Genomic DNA, 16,800 nt, shown 5'->3' with positions numbered 1-16,800 from the left:
ACTCGGCAGCGCCTATGTATCATCAGCCCGGGCCGCTGCTGCCCGCCGCTCGCTCCCGCCGGGAAAGGTGAAAGCATCTGTTTTTTTCCAAATCATGTCGTATCTCTTGACGGTCGGGATTTGGTAACGCGAGCTCCAAAAAGCCTCGACTACAGGAGCAACGATGTTTTCGATCGAGCAAGCCAAGCAGATGGCCAAGCGGCTGCGTGCCTCGCTTCAGACGTGCAATCAAGCGGTGCCTCACGCCACCGCGCTTGAACTGGTTGCGCAGCAACTGGGCTACAAGGACTGGAACACCGCGTCGGCGCTGCTGCCCCAGGAAAACACCCAGCCCACGATTACATTCGACAAACCCATCCCGATATTGCGGATGTTCGATGAAACCAAGGCGCGGGAGTTCTATCTGGATTTCCTCGGTTTCAGCGTCGAATTCGAGCACCGCTTCGAAGCCGATCTACCGCTGTACCTGGGGATCAGCCGGGACGGCCTGCAACTGCATCTTTCCGAACATCATGGCGATGCGAGCCCCGGGTCCACGGTATTTGTGCCCATGCACAATATCGAACGACTGCGGGATGAATTACTGGCCAAGCGCTACGGGTACGGACGCCCGGAAATCGTTCAGCAGGGCTGGGGACAAGTGCTGGAAGTCTACGACCCTTTCGGTAACCGGATCCGGTTCTGCCAAAGCTGACCCTGCCGTGCGGACTGGGCAGGCCCAGTCCGCCATCGTTCGATGGCACCCTTGGCGACAGATTGCCATTGGGCCAAAAGCGGTCAATACCGCACCGTTTCGTCTACCCTCACAAAGCGCCCTGCAGCCATCAGCTGGTGCCCGGCGCATCGACCTTCTTGCGTTAATGTACCGGAGAATTTTCATGTTCAAACGCCCCCTGGCATTGGCCGTTGGCTTGACCCTGTCGTTTTGCACCCTGCTGGCGCAGGCCGCCGACACACTGAAAGTCAGCGCCATTCCCGATGAAGCGCCCACCGAACTGTTGCGCAAGTTCAAGCCCCTGGGTGCTTATCTGGAACAGCAATTGGGCATGAAGGTCGAGTTCGTACCCGTGAGCGACTATCCGGCCGTGGTCGAGGCGCTCGCGACCGACCGGATCGACATGGCCTGGCTGGGCGGCTTCACGTTCGTGCAGGCCCGCCTGAAAACCGGCAATGCGATACCGCTGGTACAGCGCGAACAGGACGCTCAGTTCACCAGCAAATTCATCACCGCCGACCCGGCCGTCAAGTCGCTGGCCGACCTCAAGGGCAAGACCTTTGCCTTCGGCTCGGTGTCCTCCACGTCAGGCAGCCTCATGCCGCGCTTTTTCATGCTCAAGGACGGCATCAAGCCGGAAACCTATTTCAGTCGAGTGGGCTACTCCGGTGCCCATGACGCCACCGTCGCCTGGGTCCAGGCCGGCAAGGTGGACGCCGGGGTCCTGAACGCCAGCGTCTGGGAAAAACTGGTCGCCGCCGGCAAGGTCGACACCAACAAGGTCAAAGTGTTTGCCACCACCCCGGCCTACTTCGACTACAACTGGACGGTGCGCGGGACCCTCGACCCGGCGCTGGCGGCGAAGATCAAGGCGGCCTTCCTGGCGCTCGATCCGGCGAAGCCCAAAGACAAGGAGATCCTCGATCTGCAGGCCGCCAGCCGGTTCATCGAAACCAACCCGGAAAACTATAAGGGCATCGAAGAAGCCGCTCGCGCCGCCGACCTGCTCAAATGACCTTGCACCTGACCCAGGTCAGTCTTACCCACGCCAACGGCGTCCAGGCGCTGCAGGGCGTGGACCTGCACATCGCAGCACGGGAACAGGTCGCCATCATCGGCCCGTCCGGGGCGGGCAAGTCGAGCCTGCTCAACCTGCTGGCCACCGCCCTGCGCCCTGGCAGCGGCGAGTTACAGGTACTCGGCGAGCGCGCCTGGCAGTTGTCTGCCCGTCAGCGCCAGCGTTTACGCGCGCGCATCGGACTGATCCATCAAGCGCCACCGCTGCCGCCGCGCCAGCGCGTGGTCACCGCGGTCCTGGCCGGCAAGCTGGGCCAGTGGGGCCTGGGCAAGAGCCTGCTGAACCTGCTGCATCCACTGGACATTCCGGGCGCACGCGCGGCATTGGCCAGGCTCGACCTGGGCGACAAGCTGTTCGCGCAATGCCAGCAACTGTCCGGTGGCCAGCTGCAGCGCGTGGGCATCGCCCGGGTGCTGTATCAAGCGCCCGAGGTGTTGCTGGCCGATGAGCCGGTATCGGCCATGGACCCGGTGTTGGCCGAGCACACGCTGTCGGTGCTGTGCCGCCATGCCCGGGAACACAATGTCACCCTGGTCGCCAGCCTGCATGCGGTGGAGCTGGCGCTGGCGCACTTTTCGCGGATCATCGGCTTGCGTGACGGACAGATCCTGTTCGACCTGCCCGCCGGCGCCGTCGACCGCGAGTTGCTCGACAAGCTCTACGCCAATGAGCAGCTGCAGTCCTCACCAGTTCCGACCGCACCCTTGGTTGTGCAGATTCCCCGATGCTGACACGCGATACCCGAGATCCCGCCACCCGCCCCCGCTTGCTGATCACGCTGCTGGCCCTGCTCCTGCTGTGGCCGGGCATCCACTTCAGCGAGTTGGACCTGAGCGTACTGGTCGCCAGTGACAGCCAGAGCGAGATCGGCAAGTTCGTGTCAGCCTTCTGGCCACCCGCCCATGACGAGGCGTTCATCGAGCTGTTGTTGCAAGCCACCCTGCAGACCCTGGCCATCGCCACGGCCGGCATGGCTTTGGCGTTGCTGTTGGCCATCCCCGCCAGCCTGCTGGCCAGTCGCGCCCTGTCGCTGTCCGCTGCCTCCCGTGCCGGCCATCCGGGTTTCTGGGGCCGACTGCTGCGCTGGCCGGTTCGCGGCTTGCTGATCTTCCTGCGCAGCGTGCCGGAAATCGTCTGGGCCCTGCTGTTCGTGCGTGCCGTCGGCCTCGGTCCGACGGCCGGGGTGCTGGCCATTGCCATTACCTACAGCGGCATGTTGGGCAAGGTCTACGCAGAGATTTTCGAGTCGGTCGACCAGCGCCCGGCCCACGCGCTGCTGCAGGCCGGCAGCGGTCGGCTGACGGCCTTTAGCTACGGAATCCTGCCCAATGTCGCTGCGGAATTGCTGTCGTACACGGTGTACCGCTGGGAATGCGCCATCCGCGCTTCGGTGGTGATGGGCTTTGTCGGCGCCGGCGGCCTGGGCCAGCAAATGGACCTGTCGTTGCGCATGTTCGCCGGCGGTGAAGTGGCCAGCCTGTTGCTGACGTTTCTCGTGCTGGTGCTGCTCGCCGATCAACTCAGCCGCCTGCTGCGCTGGAGGCTGGCATGAATCGCCTGTTGAACCTGATCCTGCTGCTGTGCATCGGTGCAGCGGTCGTCGCTTCGTTCATCTACCTGGGCATCGACCTCGGCGAGCTCGGCGGCAGCGGCAACCTGAACCGGATGGGTGCTTATGCCCAGCGTTTTCTCAGCCCCGACCTGAGCGCGGGCCATCTGCAAGCCATCGGTCACGGCGCCCTGGAAACCATTGCCATGTCCGCCCTGGGCACCCTGCTCGCGGCGGTACTCGGCCTGCTGCTGGCGTTGCCCGCGGCCGGGCGCTTTGGCTGGCCCTTGCAGAGCGCGTCGCGCCTGGTGCTCAACGCCTTGCGCGCGGTGCCGGAACTGGTGTGGGCCGCGCTGATGGTGCTTGCCGCCGGCCTCGGGCCCAATGCCGGCACCCTCGCATTAGCCCTGCACACTACCGGCGTGCTCGGCCGACTGTTCGCCGAAGCGCTGGAAAATACCCCGCCGCAACCCGCCGAAGCCATCCGCCTGCAGGGTGGCAATGCCGTTTGGGCGTTCTGTTACGGGACCCTGCCCAACCTGTTGCCACAGCTGTTGGCCTACATCCTGTACCGCTGGGAGAACAATATCCGCATGGCCAGTGTGCTTGGCTTCGTCGGCGCCGGGGGCTTGGGACAAATGCTCTATGTCAGCCTCAGCCTGTTCCAGGAAGCTCAAGCCAGCACGGTGATTCTGGCCATGCTGATCCTGGTATTCGCCGTCGACTCCTTGAGCAGCTGGAGCCGTCAACGCTGGGTCAAGGCCTGACCGGGCCCCAAGCGTCTCAATCATCCTCATGCAACTTGATACCCCGCGCATGCAGCACATGAGGCACCAACAGCACCAGTAATGTCAGCGCCAGGAATGCCGCCGAGATCGGTTGCGTCAAAAACACCGTCCAGTCCCCCTCGCTGATGGACAAGGCGTTACGCAGTTGCTTTTCAGCCATCGGCCCCAGCAGCATGCCGACGATCACGGGGGCGACGGGGAAGTCGAAGCGCCGCATCAGGACCCCGCCCCAACCGATCGCCAGCATCAGCAACAGATCGAAGGAAGAGTGGCGCATGCCGTACACGCCGATGGTGGCGAACACCAGAATGCCGGCGTTCAGGTACGGCCGCGGGATCTGCAGCAGCTTCACCCAGAGGCCCACCAACGGCAGGTTCAACACCAGCAGGATGACGTTACCGATGTACAGCGAGGCCACCAGGGTCCAGACCAGGTCCCCCGAGGTCTCGAAGAGCATCGGTCCCGGTTGCAGGTTGTAGTTCTGGAACGCGGCCAACAGGATCGCCGCTGTGGCGGAGGTGGGAATGCCCAGTGTCAGCAGCGGCACCAGAGAACCGGTGGCGCTCGCGTTGTTGGCGGCTTCGGGGCCGGCGACGCCTTCAATGGCGCCCTCGCCTTTGCTGGCGGCAAATTCTTTCGGGTACTTGCTCAGTTTGCGCTCGGTCGAATAGGACAGAAAGGTCGGAATCTCGGCACCACCGGCCGGGATCGAACCGAAGGGAAAACCGATCAGCGTGCCCCGCAGCCAGGCGGGCACCGAGCGCTTCCAGTCGGAGCGCGTCATCCACAAAGAGGTCAAGCGGTGCCGGCCGGCGGCTGCTTCTTTTTGATAGAGCAGGCTGTACAAGGCCTCGCCCACGGCAAACAAACCGACCGCCACGAGTACCACCTCGATGCCATCCACCAGCTCGGGCACCCCCAAGGTGTAGCGGGCTATACCCGACGTCGAGTCCAGGCCGATCAAGCCCACGGTCAGACCGATCCCCAAGGACGCGAAACCTCGCAGCATCGACGCCCCCAATACCGCAGACACAGTCGTGAAGGACAGCACCAGAATCGCGAAATACTCTGCGGGACCAAAGTTGAGCGCGAGTTTGGCCACGATGGGCGCAAACAGGGTCAGCAGAATCGTCGCGATGGTACCCGCCACGAATGAGCCGATCGCCGCCGTGGCCAGGGCCGGCCCCGCACGACCGTTGCGCGCCATGAGATTGCCCTCCAGCGCCGTGACCATGGACGACGACTCACCCGGGGTATTGAGCAAAATGGACGTGGTCGAGCCGCCGAATTGAGCGCCGTAATAGATACCGGCAAACATGATCAAGGCCCCGGTAGGATCGACCTTGGCGGTGATCGGCAGCAGCAAGGCCACCGTCAGCGCCGGCCCGATCCCTGGCAGGACACCAATCGCAGTGCCCAACAGACAGCCGATAAACCCATACATCAAATTGATCGGCGTCAGTGCCGAGGAAAACCCCACCGCCAGGCTTGCGAGAATGTCCACCGTTTCGATCTCCTTCGGCCCGGTTCAAATCCAGGCGTTGACCAGGGGCGGCAGGGAAACCCCCAGGCCGGCGTTGAACAACCAGTAAATCGGCAGCGTCAGGGCCATGCCGATGGCGAGATCGCGCACCGGACGGCGGCTGCCGAAACCCCGTGCCGAACAGGCAAACAACAACGCGGCCGCCAACACGAACCCGATGAAGTTGATGAGCAAGGCCACCCCCAGAAGCCCCGCCGTGACCCAGGCCGCACCGGCTTTTCCGTCGGGTACGACGCCAGCCGTCCCGTCGGTGTCGTCGGCCAGTTCGCGAAAGCCGCCCGAGACCGCTTGATAGCTCAGCAACAAGCCCACGGCGCCAAGGAATGCCGCCACAGCGAAGGGGTAGACGTGCGCACCGAGGATGACGAACCCCATCTCGGGGGGAAACCGATACGCGCCGAACGCCAGCACGGCGCTGATGGCAATCACGCCGATGCCAATCGCCAGTTGCGTGGGCACAATCGTGCGAGGCGGAGTCATTTCGCAACCAGCCCGACCTCGACCAGCATCGCTCGCAGCCGCACGTGCTCGTCGTCGACGAATTTGCCGAACTCATCGCCGGTCAGGACGTTGGGTGACCACTTGTTGGTGTCGATATTTTCTTTCCAGACGTTGCTTTTAGTCGCGGCCACGACCGCGTCGGTCACTTCCTTGCGTTGCTCCGGCGTGAGGCCCGCGGCGCCGTAAACGCCCCGCCAGTTGCCGATCGTCATGTCGTAACCACTCTCCTTGAGCGTCGGCGCATCGATGCCGGGCACACGCTCGGGCGCGCCGATGGCCAGCACCCGGAACTGGCCGTTGCGGATGTACTGGCCAAGTTCGGCATAACCACCGGTGATCACCTTGATCTGGCCGCCCAAGGCCTGGGCAACGACTTCCCCGCCACCGGCGAAGGCCACGTAATTGACCTTGTTGACCGGCACCCCCATTTTGCCCGCCAGCTCGGCAATCCCGATGTGATCGATCGAGCCCTTGGAGCCACCGCCCCAGGCGATGCTGGTCGGCTTGTCTTTAAAGACTTTGAGCAAGTCCTCCAGGGTTTTGAATTCAGACTCCTTGCGTACGGCGAGCACGTTGTACTCGGTGAACAGCCGGGCGATCGGCGTCACGTCCTTCAAGCTGATTTGCGGCTTGTTCTGTTCAATGGCGGTGACCATGATCGCGCCAACGACCAGCAGTGCATTCGGGTCGCCCTTGGTGCTGTTGGCGAATTGCGCCAGCCCCAGGGTGCCTCCTGCGCCGCCTTTGTTCTCGAAGGTGGTGGATTTCGCCGCTTTGGCCTCGACCAGGGCTTTGCCCAGCACCCGTGCGGTCTGGTCATAACCGCCACCCACGGAGCCCGGGGCCATGAACTTGACGGTGTCCAGCGCCAAGGCCGGCGTCGCGAGCGCGGCAGCGGTAATCCCTGCGACCAGGTAGCGATTGAATCGATGGAACAAAGCGGACATGAGTCGTCTCCCGATTGCATTGTTTTTATAGTTGCCGGGTGCACGTCGATCAGGGCGCAATCCCTGTTCAACGCACCTTGGCCTGCGAATAAGAGTAGGCCATGCTCGGGACGACGGCATACAACGATGCGTCGCGTCGAAAGGGAGCGCCGTTTACAGTCATCTAACCTCGCTATTGTCGTTCGATGATTGAACCGGACCCGTTTATCAGGAAGGCGAATACATGCTCAACGCTCATGGCGATGACCGCAGCAGTGCGTGGTCGGTGTTTCTGATCTTCCTGCGCCTCGGGCTGACCTCGTTCGGCGGCCCGATTGCGCACCTGGGCTACTTTCGCGATGAGTTCGTCACGCGACGGCGCTGGCTGAGCGAAGGCAGCTACGCGGATCTGGTTGCACTGTGCCAATTCCTGCCGGGGCCGGCGAGCAGCCAGGTCGGCATTGCGCTGGGGTTGTCCCGGGCTGGATACCCTGGCGCGCTGGCGGCCTGGGCTGGCTTTACGCTGCCTTCGGCGATAGCCCTGATCCTGTTTGCCCTGGGCATTTCCCGATATGGCACGGCCATTTCCCCCGGCGCGCTGCATGGCCTCAAGGTGGTGGCCGTGGCGGTGGTCGCGCAAGCGGTATGGGGCATGGCGCGAAACCTGTGCACGGACGTGCCGCGAGTCACCCTTATGGCGATTGCGGCGTGCGTCGCCCTGCTCGAACCGTCCGCCTGGGGCCAGGTCAGCGTGATTGCCGCCTCGGCCGTGGCGGGCCTCCTGCTGTTCAAGCCGGGGCAAAGTGCCGGCCACGACCCGCTGCCGATCACGATCAGACGCCGGACCGGGGCGATCTGGCTGGTGCTGTTCCTGGCATTGCTGGTGGGCCTGCCCCTCCTGGCCCAGGCGCTGCCCAATCAAACCGTGGCGACGGTGGATGCCTTCTACCGGGCCGGATCACTGGTATTCGGGGGTGGTCACGTCGTGCTGCCCCTGCTGCAAGCCGAGGTGGTACCCAGCGGCTGGGTCGGCAATGATGCTTTTCTCGCCGGGTATGGTGCCGCCCAGGCGGTGCCCGGACCTTTGTTTACGTTCGCCGCGTTCCTTGGCGCGTCGATGAACCTTGCCCCTTCCGGCTGGGTTGGCGGCATGATCAGCCTGTTGGCGATTTTCGCGCCGGCTTTTCTATTGATCATGGGCGTATTGCCCTTTTGGGAGCGCTTGCGTCGCAGTTTACGCACCCAGGCCGCACTGGCTGGGGTCAATGCGGCGGTGGTCGGCCTGTTGTTGGCCGCGCTGTATCAGCCGGTCTGGACCAGTGCCATTGTCCAGGCGCAAGACTTCGTTCTGGCACTGGTCGCGCTGGTGGCGCTGATGTTCTGGAAATTGCCACCGTGGCTGGTGGTTATCGGCTGCGGGGTCACGGGGTGGCTGTTGTAGGAGCCGGCTTGCCGGCGAATACGGCGGTACATTCGGTAGAGGTGTCTTCTGACAAACCGGTTTCGCCGGCAAGCCGGCTCCTACAGGGGTCTTCGCCAAACATGAAATGGGTGAACGACACCGATCCCGTGTAGGAGCCGGCTTGTTATAACGGCGCGAGATGATGACCGTCTGGCAACTTATTGATATTCAAACTTCTACTTTTTCAGAAACACTTATCCCTGATGGCGCGCTACAGCGCTGAATAATGCCGAGCTATTCTAAAAACCATCTGCGCTGAACCCTGGCCTGGTACGTCGGGAGTCAAGTTGTTCAATAGTCTGCAGCAGGAAACTTGTCATGAAAGGCATGCTCGGCAGTATTGGATTGTCGCTCTTACTTGCCACAACGGCGGCGTTCGCCCATCACGGCTGGAGTGAATACGACTCCAGCAAATCCTTGACACTGAACGGCACCATAGAAGAATCCGGCTACTCCCATCCCCACGGTTTCGTGCGCCTCAAGACAGCGGACAAGACCTGGACCGTCGTCCTTGCACCGCCCTCGCGCATGGAGAATCGCGGCCTTACCCGGGACATGCTGAGTGTGGGCAACGAGGCCACCGTGGTCGGCTATCAGAATCGCAACAAGCCTGACGAATTGCGCGCCGAACGCATCACGGTCGGCGGCAAGACCACCGAGTTGCGGTGATGCAGGCCGTGGATAGCAACGGTGGAACGAGGCCGGACAGCTGGCTGGACTGGCTGAATGACTCGTCCGTCGGGGCGGCCATGCGCGGCGACCTGTGGCTGTATCCGATGGTCGAGGTGGTTCACATCCTCGGTTTCACGGTGCTGGTGGGCTCGGTCCTGATGTTCGATCTGCGGGTGCTCGGGCTGTCGAAAGACATTGCGGTCACGGCCCTGGCGCGCCACCTGCTGACCTGGTCGATTGCGGCCCTGCTGTTGATCGTGCCCGCGGGGCTGATGATGTTTTCAGCCCATCCCCATGATTTCGCCTCCAACGGCGTGTTTATCCTCAAGCTGTGCCTGATCGCCACCGCAGGCGTCAATGCAGCCCTGTTCCACGTCGGTGTGTACCGCTCCGTCAATCGATGGAACACCGCCGTTGCGGCCCCTGGCATCGCAAAGATGCAGGCGCTGTTTTCGATTGCACTATGGGTCATCGTGATTCTCTGCGGACGACTGTTGGCGTACACCTGAGCCAACTTGCCTGCGACGCAGCGCACTCTTTTCAAGTGGGCGCTTCGCTACCTTCACCGTGAGTTGTGGCGGTAATTCAGGGTTTTTTGTCCTGTCGGATGACAAACATTGCTTTTAGGATTTGTCACCGTTACCCAGCCGCGCTGTTGCAGATGGCTCGACCCCTTCTCCCTGCGCGAAAACACACTGAACGCGTCCGACGGGTCATGACTCATCGTTCTCGATTTTGCTTTCAGGAAAAAACCATGACACAGCACATTTTGATCGTTGGCGCAGGATTCGGTGGCGTCTGGAGCGCCTTGGGCGCAGCCCGTCTATTGGACCAGCATGATCGCAATGACGTCCGGATCACCGTCCTGGCCCCCCAGGCGGAGCTGCGAATCCGCCCTCGGTTCTACGAGCCGGACGTGCACACGATGATGGCGCCGCTTGGCGCGTTGTTCGACGCGGTGGGCGTGAATTTCGTACAAGGCTCGGCCGACGAGATCGATGTGCAGGCCAAACAGGTGACCTACAACGACGTGCACGGCACGCAAGGCCGGTTGCAGTATGACCGACTGGTCCTGGCCGCCGGCAGTCGTCTCATCCGTCCTGACCTTGAAGGCATGATCGAGCATGCATTCGACGTCGATCAGATCGAAACGGCCACGCGGCTGGAAACCCACATCAAGTCGCTGAAGAACCGGCCTGCCAGCGCCGCCCGCAACACCGTGGTGGTGGCCGGTGGTGGTTTCACCGGCATCGAAACGGCCACCGAAATGCCGGCCCGCCTGCGTGCTGCGCTGGGTGACGACGCAGACATCAGAGTCATTGTCGTGGACCGCGGGCCGCAAATCGCCGCGTCGATGGGCGACGGTATTCGTCCCGCCATCATCGAAGCGTCCGCGCACCTGGGGATCGAGTGGGTACTCGATGCGACAGTCGCTTCGGTGGATGCCGGCGGGGTAACGCTGGCTGACGGGCAGCGTATCGAGTCGAGTACCGTGATCTGGACGGTCGGGTTTCGCGCCAGTCCTCTGACCGAGCAAGTCGCCGGCACCCGGGATCCTCAAGGGCGCCTGCACGTCGATGGTCACCTGAAGGTGCTGGGACAAACCGACATTTTCGCCACGGGTGACGTGGCCTATGCCGCGACCGACACGGTGGGGAATTTCGCGGCGATGTCCTGCCAGCACGCCATTAGCCTGGGCCGTTACGCCGGCAACAACGTGGCGGCCGACCTGCTCGGCGTGGCACCGATGATCTACAGCCAGCCCAAGTACGTGACGTGCCTGGACCTCGGCGCCTGGGGCGCAGTGTTCACTGAAGGCTGGGATCGTCAATTGAAACTGGTGAAACAGGAAGCCAAGGAACTCAAGACCCAGATCAACACCCGGTGGATCTATCCGCCGGCAGCCGATCGTGCGACGGCCCTGGCGGCAGCCGACCCGCTGATTCCAGTGGCATGAACCCGGCTCGCACAGCATGCCCCTGCCTGGGTTGACCGAGCCGCATCTCGGTAATCCCACAGGTAGCCGGCACTGTGCGATCCCGCGCGCCCTTCCCCCGGCCAGTGTGCTCTGCTTGCTGAGCCGGCACTTCCCAAACGCCCGCCACTGGTTTTTCTGGCGGGCTTTTTTTCCGGTCGCTCAGTCAGGTATTGGTCTTCAGCCTGGTCCACAACCGCGTACTCAACCGTGCGATGGCCGCTGGCAGTTCCTCCACGGTAAACAACTTGTCCAGCACACTGCTGGGCGGGTAGATCGCCAGGTCCTGTTTCACGGCTGGAACCACATACTGATCCGCCGCCAGGTTGGGGTTGGCGTAGTGCACGCTGTTGCTGATGTACTTGGAAGCGTGGAAATACTGCATGTAGGGTCTGATTTTCAGCAGTGCCTGCTCGGCTTTCTTGTAGTCCGCGGGTTCGTGACTGTGGGGTGGCAGGCCCAGGTAATTGAGGGTGATCGGCAGGACCTGCGTGGGGTTGTCGATAATCGCCACGCCGCACTGGCTCAACTTCTTGATGTTGTTTTCATCGAAAAACAGATTCCAGGAGCGGGTGACATCGGTGTTGCCGAAGATCGCCTTGATCTTCTCGACGTTGTAGCCGATTCCCGCGGTCCCCCACATGTAGGGATAGCCATACTGGTTGCCCGGATCATTGACCTCGAGTTTTTTCATCAGTGCCGGGTCAAGGTTCTTCCAGTTGGGCAGCTGGTTTTTATCGAGTTTCTGAATGGCCCCGGCCTTGCTCAACCGGGACAGAAAATGGTTCGAGGGGCTCACCACGTCGTAGCCGGTGTTGCCGGTCATCAACTTCGACTCCCGACCCGTTGCAGTCGCCACGTTGCTTCGCTGCAAGCCTTGCAGGCATTGGTCGAAGTCGCCGACACCGGCAGCTTCACCCAGGCTGCGCAGACGCTGTGCCTGACCCAAAGCGCAGTGAGCAGGAAAATCCAGCAACTGGAGGGTCATTTCGGCTTGCCGATGTTTGTGCGGAATAGCCGCCATGTCCGACTGACGCCGGAGGGCGAACAGGTGCTGGCAACCGCGCGCACTGTCCTGGCGCAATTGAAAACACTGGAGGAGCGGCTGGCACCGCAGAAACGTCCTTTCCGCATCCGCATGCATGTGTCGCTGGCGGTGCGATGGCTACTGCCGAAGTTGAGCGAGTTCTATCGCAGTCACCCGGACGTTTCACTGTCGATCGAAACCGTGGCGACTGAAGTGGTGGAGCCGGCGATCGATAGCGATGCCTACATCCTCTATCTGCCGGAGCCGTCCGCTGATCCGGATTGCCTGACCCTGTTCGAGGACGCCCTGGTGCCGGTGTGCGCCCCGGGCCTGGCCAGCCCGACCCGGCCCCTGCAGTCAATCGAAGATCTGGTGGGTTTTGCGCTGCTGCATCGTTCGGCGGACAAGCATGACTGGGGCCAGTGGCTGGCAGCCAACGATGGCAAGTCGCTGGAGGATTACCGGCACATCCCCTTCAACCTCGACGAGCTGGCGCTCGATGCCGCAGCGCGAGGATTGGGGGTGGCCATGACCGACTTGACCCTGGCGGCCGAATCCATCGAACGGGGCGTGCTGGTCATACCGTTCGGCCCTCCCTTGAAAACCCGCGGCATCTATGCGCTGAACCTGCAGCCTTCAGCAGCCTCGCACCCGGCGTGTTCGCTGATCATGCAATGGTTCGCCCAGCAGGCCGAATGACCTTCGCACAAAGCCTGATTCCTAAGTGCCGCGCCCCAACCCTTCTATCGCATTGGCGAAAGCACTGCCGGCCTGCCGAACCAGTCCGCGCCATTCAACGCTGTTGATCAGCCCTTTGCGTTCCATTTCATCGGCGGCCTTGAGCAACTCGTCGTACTGCTCCTCAGGGTCCATGCGGATTTCGGGCTCTTTCAAGAGCTGATACCAGGCATCCAGGGCTTCCTGCTTGCGATCGTCATTCATGGTCAAACTCCCGGGCTGTGACTGTCGTTGGAAGTTATTTCATGGATAGCCGTTCCTCGATTCCGACGTACGGCGCTCAGCTCATCAGACATTGATCCCGGACCATGGGCAGGCTTGTGCGGCGCTTCATCCCCCGGTTGCGACAATCAAAGGTACAAGCTGCTCTTCATCCGACAGCGCTCCATGATGACCTGTCCACGAGGTCTGAAAGGGTTCCCGGACAGAGCGAACCAGGCCGGCATTGCCCCCGGCGATCAGCAGAAGATCGCCAATGCGCCTGCACGCGGCATCTGTCACGTTCTTCCCGAACAGGCCAAGCACCAACGCCTGTTCTCGCGTGAGCACAGAGTGACCTGCGAGAATGTCGCGCCAGCGCTTCACTACATTGGCATCGGTGGGATCTTGAAGGTAAACATGCCGCGCCCGAATATCACCACAGATACTGGCGACTCCTCGTTGCAAGTCCGGCATCAAGTCAAAATCAAAGGTCCTGGCCTCTTCGATCGTGGTCATACCATGGTCAGCGGTCACTATCAGCAGCGCATCCTGCTCAATTTGATCTCGCAGACTGCGGATTCGTCGATCGATGTCTTCGAGCGTGTCTTGCCACTTCTCGGACCCTGGTCCGTGCAAATGCCCGCACAGGTCGAGTTCACCGAAATAGACGTACGACAGTTGTCGATCATTGCACGCTGACACCGACCGAACGTTTGCAATCAGATCGTCAGGATCAGTGAACGCAATGACGTTGGCCCCGTTGAACACGGCCCGGGTATAGGCCGAACCGGCAATGGCGGCCGGCAGAAACGCATTGATCAACAAGCCATCGGCAGCCGCTTTCACCCAGGCCGACTGGCTGGCCACGATCTCTTCGGCACAGGCGGCTGCGTCGAGTCGACCGGTGCGCGGGTCGAAGAGCTGCCAGGACAGGGGATTGAACTGCCACCCCTCGACATTGAAAGCCGCACCGACTATGCCATGACTGCCGCTGTCTTCTGCAGTCGCCAGCGACGCCAGGCTGGCAGCCGTCGTCGACGGAAAGCCCGAACGCAGCACCTGCCCCTCCCCTTTGTTTATCCGTGAGCTCAGGTACGGAGCCCTGTGGGCATAACGGTCCAGAAGTTGCGCGCCGAGCCCGTCAACCAGACACAACACCACCTGCTTGCAGCGTGGCAAGACGATGCCTGCCGCGTTATCGCCGGCGCCCAGCGATTGCAGAACCGAGTTCGTCAAGCTGGCCAGGCCAGACCTGATCGGCTGGGACATGACGCACCTCCTTGAGCGGTGTGAATGGCCTCTATCCGATTCCATCGTAGAGGGTTGAAGCCATGGAGATTACAAACTTGTCAGCGAGTTGTCAGCGTAGCCAGCACCCTCGTTTCCTATCGTGGTGGCGCCGGTCCCACCCCGGGAGCCGCCGGTCGCCCGCCGTACCCGGTGCCGCAATTCATTAGAAAATTGTCATTCAGCTGTATGTGCTGGATTACCAAGCCCAGGGTGTGTGGTGCATTAGTGATCACTGACAAAGACGGCGGCAGATTTGGTAAAGGTGGTGACTGACAGACCGCTTTCGCTGGCAAGCCAGCTCCTACAGGGGATCTTCAGTGAACATGAAGTCGGTGAACGGCACCGTTCCCATGTAGGAGCCGGCTTGCTGGCGAAGACGGCGGCATCTTCAATAGAGATGGTGACTGACAGACCGCCTTCGCTGGCAAGCCAGCTTGTATGTTTAGACTTGTAGGGGTGGTGGGACTAAAAGCCAGCATCTGACTCTAGCCAGTACAGACCGTGGGAGACTTCGCCCCACCCCTTCACCAAAGCGCCGATAAGGAATGCATCGGCCATGACCGACGATAGAAGCAAGCCAGCGCAATGGTGAAGCCCCGACAAGCCTTTAAACCCTAACCCGGAGCTTTCTTTGTGGCAATGAGTGTCTCGCGTTCTGTAGTCGGAGTGGATGTCGCCAAGGCCGAAGTGGTGGTCTATCAGGCCGACACGGATCTGCTGTTGGCCGTGTCAAACGATAAACCGTCTCTTACAAAGTGGCTGAAAACGTTACCTGCAAACAGCGCCATCGCTATTGAAGCCACCAATATCTATCACCTGGATACGGTTGAGCTGGCTCATGCAATGGGACATACCGTCTATGTCATCGACGGCTTCCGTTTGAGTAATTACCGCAAAGGAGTGGGTGGCCGCGCCAAAACAGATGCCAGCGACGCCCGTTTACTGGCGCGTTACTTGAAGAACGAAGAGGAAGAGCTACGTCCTTGGAGCCCGCCGCCGAAGGTCTATACCAAGCTTCAAAGCCTGCTTCGAAGACGAGCGACATTGGTCCAGGCGCGTGTCAGTTTGACTCAAAGCTGGAACGACGAACCGCTGCTGAAAGCGGCATTCAAACAACAGATCGCTGCCATGGGCCGATTGGATTTACTCATCCAGAAGAAGCTGTTGGACGTCGTAAAAGAGGCGGGTCTGCTCGAGCAAGTCAAACGCTGCCAGGCCGTAGAGGGGGTCGGTTTTCTTACCGCCACCGCACTGACGATGGCATTTCAACGCGGCGACTTCGCCAGTGGTGACGCCTATATCGCGTTTCTTGGAATGGATTTGAGAGTCTCTGATTCGGGGCAGATGAACGGACGTCGAAAGCTGACCAAGAAAGGTGACTCAGAGATACGGCGCCTGCTGCATAACGCGGCGATGGCTGCCAGTCGCTCAAAGACCTGGAAGCCGTTTTACGAACGCTATCTGGAGCGGGGATTAAAGACGACTCAAGTGCTGGTCATCCTGGCTCGCAAGCTGGCACGGGTGGCATTCGCCCTGATGAAGAACCAGAGCGAATATCAGCCAAATCCAGTTTTTGGGGCTTCCCCCCAAACATAGAATCTCCTACAGGGGATCTTCAGTGAACATGAAGTCGGTGAACGGCACCGTTCCCGTGTAGGAGCCGGCTTGCTGGCGAAGACGGCGGCATCTTCAATAGAGATGGTGACTGACAGACCGCTTTCGCTGGCAAGCCAGCTCCTACAGGGGATCTTCAGTGAACATGAAGTCGGTGAACGGCACCGTTCCCGTGTAGGAGCCGGCTTGCTGGCGAAGACGGCGGCAGATTTGGTAAAGGTGGTGACTGACAGACCGCTTTCGCTGGCAAGCCAGCTCCTACAGGGGATCTTCAGTGAACATGAAGTCGGTGAACGGCACCGTTCCCGTGTAGGAGCCGGCTTGCTGGCGAAGACGGCGGCATATTCAATAGAGGTGGTGACTGACAGACCGCTTTCGCTGGCAAGCCAGCTCCTACAGGGGATCTTCAGTGAACATGAAATCGGTGAACGGCACCGTTCCCGTGTAGGAGCCGGCTTGCTGGCGAAGACGGCGGCATATTCAATAGAGGTGGTGACTGACAGACCGCTTTCGCTGGCAAGCCAGCTCCTACAGGGGATCTTCAGTGAACATGAAATCGGTGAACGGCACCGTTCCCGTGTAGGAGCCGGCTTGCTGGCGAAGACGGCGGCATCTTCAATAGAGATGGTGACTGACAGACCGCTTTCGCTGGCAAGCCAGCTCCTACAGGGGATCTCAGTGAACATGAAGTCGGTGAACGGCACCGTTCCCGTGTAGGAGC

At 61.2% G+C, this 16,800-nt stretch carries 17 protein-coding genes and 1 pseudogene; 12 read left to right on the top strand and 6 right to left on the bottom strand.

Annotated features, from left to right (window positions below; all coding sequences use genetic code 11):
- Nucleotides 1-163: 163 nt before the first annotated feature.
- From ELQ88_RS14840 to phnE, 5 genes are all read left to right on the top strand, one after another.
- A complete protein-coding gene (locus ELQ88_RS14840) occupies nt 164-694 on the top strand; it encodes a glyoxalase superfamily protein (protein WP_138965948.1) in 531 nt (176 codons plus the stop codon).
- Between the two features lie 184 nt (nt 695-878).
- On the top strand, nt 879-1,730 hold the full coding sequence (locus ELQ88_RS14835) for a putative selenate ABC transporter substrate-binding protein (RefSeq protein ID WP_138965947.1): 852 nt from the start codon (nt 879-881) through the stop codon (nt 1,728-1,730).
- Nucleotides 1,727-2,524 carry an ATP-binding cassette domain-containing protein gene (locus ELQ88_RS14830; protein WP_138965946.1) on the top strand — a complete coding sequence of 266 codons (798 nt, stop codon included), beginning with the start codon at nt 1,727-1,729 and terminating at the stop codon, nt 2,522-2,524. Before ELQ88_RS14835 ends, ELQ88_RS14830 begins: the two co-directional genes overlap by 4 nt.
- A complete protein-coding gene (locus ELQ88_RS14825) occupies nt 2,518-3,345 on the top strand; it encodes an ABC transporter permease (RefSeq protein ID WP_138965945.1) in 828 nt (275 codons plus the stop codon). Before ELQ88_RS14830 ends, ELQ88_RS14825 begins: the two co-directional genes overlap by 7 nt.
- On the top strand, nt 3,342-4,109 hold the full coding sequence (gene phnE, locus ELQ88_RS14820; RefSeq protein ID WP_128873276.1) for a phosphonate ABC transporter, permease protein PhnE: 768 nt from the start codon (nt 3,342-3,344) through the stop codon (nt 4,107-4,109). Before ELQ88_RS14825 ends, phnE begins: the two co-directional genes overlap by 4 nt.
- Nucleotides 4,110-4,125: 16 nt before the next feature.
- Here phnE and ELQ88_RS14815 read toward each other — a convergent pair whose 3' ends face one another.
- Genes ELQ88_RS14815 through ELQ88_RS14805 form a run of 3 tightly spaced genes read right to left on the bottom strand, consistent with a single transcriptional unit; the run spans nt 4,126 to nt 7,121 of the window.
- On the bottom strand, nt 4,126-5,634 hold the full coding sequence (locus tag ELQ88_RS14815) for a tripartite tricarboxylate transporter permease (protein ID WP_138965944.1): 1,509 nt from the start codon (nt 5,632-5,634) through the stop codon (nt 4,126-4,128).
- A gap of 24 nt (nt 5,635-5,658) precedes the next feature.
- Complete coding sequence (locus ELQ88_RS14810; RefSeq protein WP_138965943.1) at nt 5,659-6,153, bottom strand: tripartite tricarboxylate transporter TctB family protein; 495 nt, start codon at nt 6,151-6,153, stop codon at nt 5,659-5,661.
- The gene (locus ELQ88_RS14805) at nt 6,150-7,121 is read right to left on the bottom strand and encodes a tripartite tricarboxylate transporter substrate-binding protein (protein ID WP_138965942.1); all 972 of its coding nucleotides are present in this window, start codon (nt 7,119-7,121) and stop codon (nt 6,150-6,152) included. Before ELQ88_RS14805 ends, ELQ88_RS14810 begins: the two co-directional genes overlap by 4 nt.
- 223 nt (nt 7,122-7,344) lie before the next feature.
- Between ELQ88_RS14805 and chrA the strand changes: the two genes are divergently transcribed.
- The 4 genes from chrA (at nt 7,345) to ELQ88_RS14785 (ending at nt 11,191) form a co-directional block, all read left to right on the top strand.
- Nucleotides 7,345-8,541 carry a chromate efflux transporter gene (gene chrA, locus ELQ88_RS14800; protein WP_138965941.1) on the top strand — a complete coding sequence of 399 codons (1,197 nt, stop codon included), beginning with the start codon at nt 7,345-7,347 and terminating at the stop codon, nt 8,539-8,541.
- A 339-nt stretch (nt 8,542-8,880) separates the two neighbouring features.
- Entirely contained in the window at nt 8,881-9,231 is a 351-nt protein-coding gene (locus tag ELQ88_RS14795) for a DUF6152 family protein (protein WP_138965940.1), read from the top strand.
- A complete protein-coding gene (locus ELQ88_RS14790) occupies nt 9,231-9,743 on the top strand; it encodes a DUF6644 family protein (protein ID WP_128873282.1) in 513 nt (170 codons plus the stop codon). The genes ELQ88_RS14795 and ELQ88_RS14790 overlap by 1 nt, the downstream gene beginning before the upstream one ends.
- 245 nt (nt 9,744-9,988) lie before the next feature.
- The gene (locus ELQ88_RS14785; RefSeq protein ID WP_138965938.1) at nt 9,989-11,191 is read left to right on the top strand and encodes an NAD(P)/FAD-dependent oxidoreductase; all 1,203 of its coding nucleotides are present in this window, start codon (nt 9,989-9,991) and stop codon (nt 11,189-11,191) included.
- Between the two features lie 184 nt (nt 11,192-11,375).
- On the opposite strand, the pseudogene ELQ88_RS14780 reads toward ELQ88_RS14785, so the two are convergent.
- Nucleotides 11,376-12,047: pseudogene (locus tag ELQ88_RS14780) on the bottom strand (extracellular solute-binding protein); the annotation flags it as partial.
- Here ELQ88_RS14780 and ELQ88_RS14775 point away from each other — a divergent pair.
- On the top strand, nt 11,991-12,935 hold the full coding sequence (locus ELQ88_RS14775; RefSeq protein WP_138965937.1) for a LysR substrate-binding domain-containing protein: 945 nt from the start codon (nt 11,991-11,993) through the stop codon (nt 12,933-12,935). The pseudogene ELQ88_RS14780 and the gene ELQ88_RS14775 overlap by 57 nt on opposite strands.
- 21 nt (nt 12,936-12,956) lie before the next feature.
- On the opposite strand, the gene ELQ88_RS14770 is transcribed toward ELQ88_RS14775, so the two are convergent.
- The gene (locus ELQ88_RS14770; protein WP_128873287.1) at nt 12,957-13,178 is read right to left on the bottom strand and encodes a hypothetical protein; all 222 of its coding nucleotides are present in this window, start codon (nt 13,176-13,178) and stop codon (nt 12,957-12,959) included.
- Nucleotides 13,179-13,304: 126 nt separating this feature from the next.
- Entirely contained in the window at nt 13,305-14,444 is a 1,140-nt protein-coding gene (locus ELQ88_RS14765; protein ID WP_161599965.1) for an alkaline phosphatase family protein, read from the bottom strand.
- A 654-nt stretch (nt 14,445-15,098) separates the two neighbouring features.
- On the opposite strand from ELQ88_RS14765, the gene ELQ88_RS14760 reads away from it, so the two are divergent.
- Nucleotides 15,099-16,061 (top strand): IS110 family transposase, encoded by a 963-nt coding sequence (locus tag ELQ88_RS14760; RefSeq protein WP_138963519.1) that lies wholly within the window; start codon nt 15,099-15,101, stop codon nt 16,059-16,061.
- A gap of 69 nt (nt 16,062-16,130) precedes the next feature.
- The gene (locus ELQ88_RS34120) at nt 16,131-16,796 is read left to right on the top strand and encodes a hypothetical protein (RefSeq protein ID WP_161599964.1); all 666 of its coding nucleotides are present in this window, start codon (nt 16,131-16,133) and stop codon (nt 16,794-16,796) included.
- The last annotated feature ends 4 nt before the right edge of the window (nt 16,797-16,800 follow it).

It is taken from the genome of Pseudomonas sp. MPC6, from assembly GCF_006094435.1.
Lineage (GTDB): Bacteria > Pseudomonadota > Gammaproteobacteria > Pseudomonadales > Pseudomonadaceae > Aquipseudomonas.
The sequence above is the reverse complement of the archived record's forward strand: the minus strand, read 5'-3'. Positions and strand labels throughout refer to the sequence as shown.

Excerpts from the sequence above, each read along its gene's own strand:
- ELQ88_RS14775 (WP_138965937.1), top strand. The coding sequence starts at position 11,991 with ATGGTTCGAGGGGCTCACCACGTCGTAGCCGGTGTTGCCGGTCATCAA.
- ELQ88_RS14825 (WP_138965945.1), top strand. The coding sequence starts at position 2,518 with ATGCTGACACGCGATACCCGAGATCCCGCCACCCGCCCCCGCTTGCTG.
- ELQ88_RS14795 (WP_138965940.1), top strand. The coding sequence starts at position 8,881 with ATGAAAGGCATGCTCGGCAGTATTGGATTGTCGCTCTTACTTGCCACA.
- chrA (WP_138965941.1), top strand. The coding sequence starts at position 7,345 with ATGCTCAACGCTCATGGCGATGACCGCAGCAGTGCGTGGTCGGTGTTT.
- ELQ88_RS14810 (WP_138965943.1), bottom strand. The coding sequence starts at position 6,153 with ATGACTCCGCCTCGCACGATTGTGCCCACGCAACTGGCGATTGGCATC.
- ELQ88_RS14830 (WP_138965946.1), top strand. The coding sequence starts at position 1,727 with ATGACCTTGCACCTGACCCAGGTCAGTCTTACCCACGCCAACGGCGTC.
- ELQ88_RS14785 (WP_138965938.1), top strand. The coding sequence starts at position 9,989 with ATGACACAGCACATTTTGATCGTTGGCGCAGGATTCGGTGGCGTCTGG.
- phnE (WP_128873276.1), top strand. The coding sequence starts at position 3,342 with ATGAATCGCCTGTTGAACCTGATCCTGCTGCTGTGCATCGGTGCAGCG.
- ELQ88_RS14805 (WP_138965942.1), bottom strand. The coding sequence starts at position 7,121 with ATGTCCGCTTTGTTCCATCGATTCAATCGCTACCTGGTCGCAGGGATT.
- ELQ88_RS14840 (WP_138965948.1), top strand. The coding sequence starts at position 164 with ATGTTTTCGATCGAGCAAGCCAAGCAGATGGCCAAGCGGCTGCGTGCC.
- ELQ88_RS14770 (WP_128873287.1), bottom strand. The coding sequence starts at position 13,178 with ATGAATGACGATCGCAAGCAGGAAGCCCTGGATGCCTGGTATCAGCTC.
- ELQ88_RS14765 (WP_161599965.1), bottom strand. The coding sequence starts at position 14,444 with ATGTCCCAGCCGATCAGGTCTGGCCTGGCCAGCTTGACGAACTCGGTT.
- ELQ88_RS14835 (WP_138965947.1), top strand. The coding sequence starts at position 879 with ATGTTCAAACGCCCCCTGGCATTGGCCGTTGGCTTGACCCTGTCGTTT.
- ELQ88_RS14790 (WP_128873282.1), top strand. The coding sequence starts at position 9,231 with ATGCAGGCCGTGGATAGCAACGGTGGAACGAGGCCGGACAGCTGGCTG.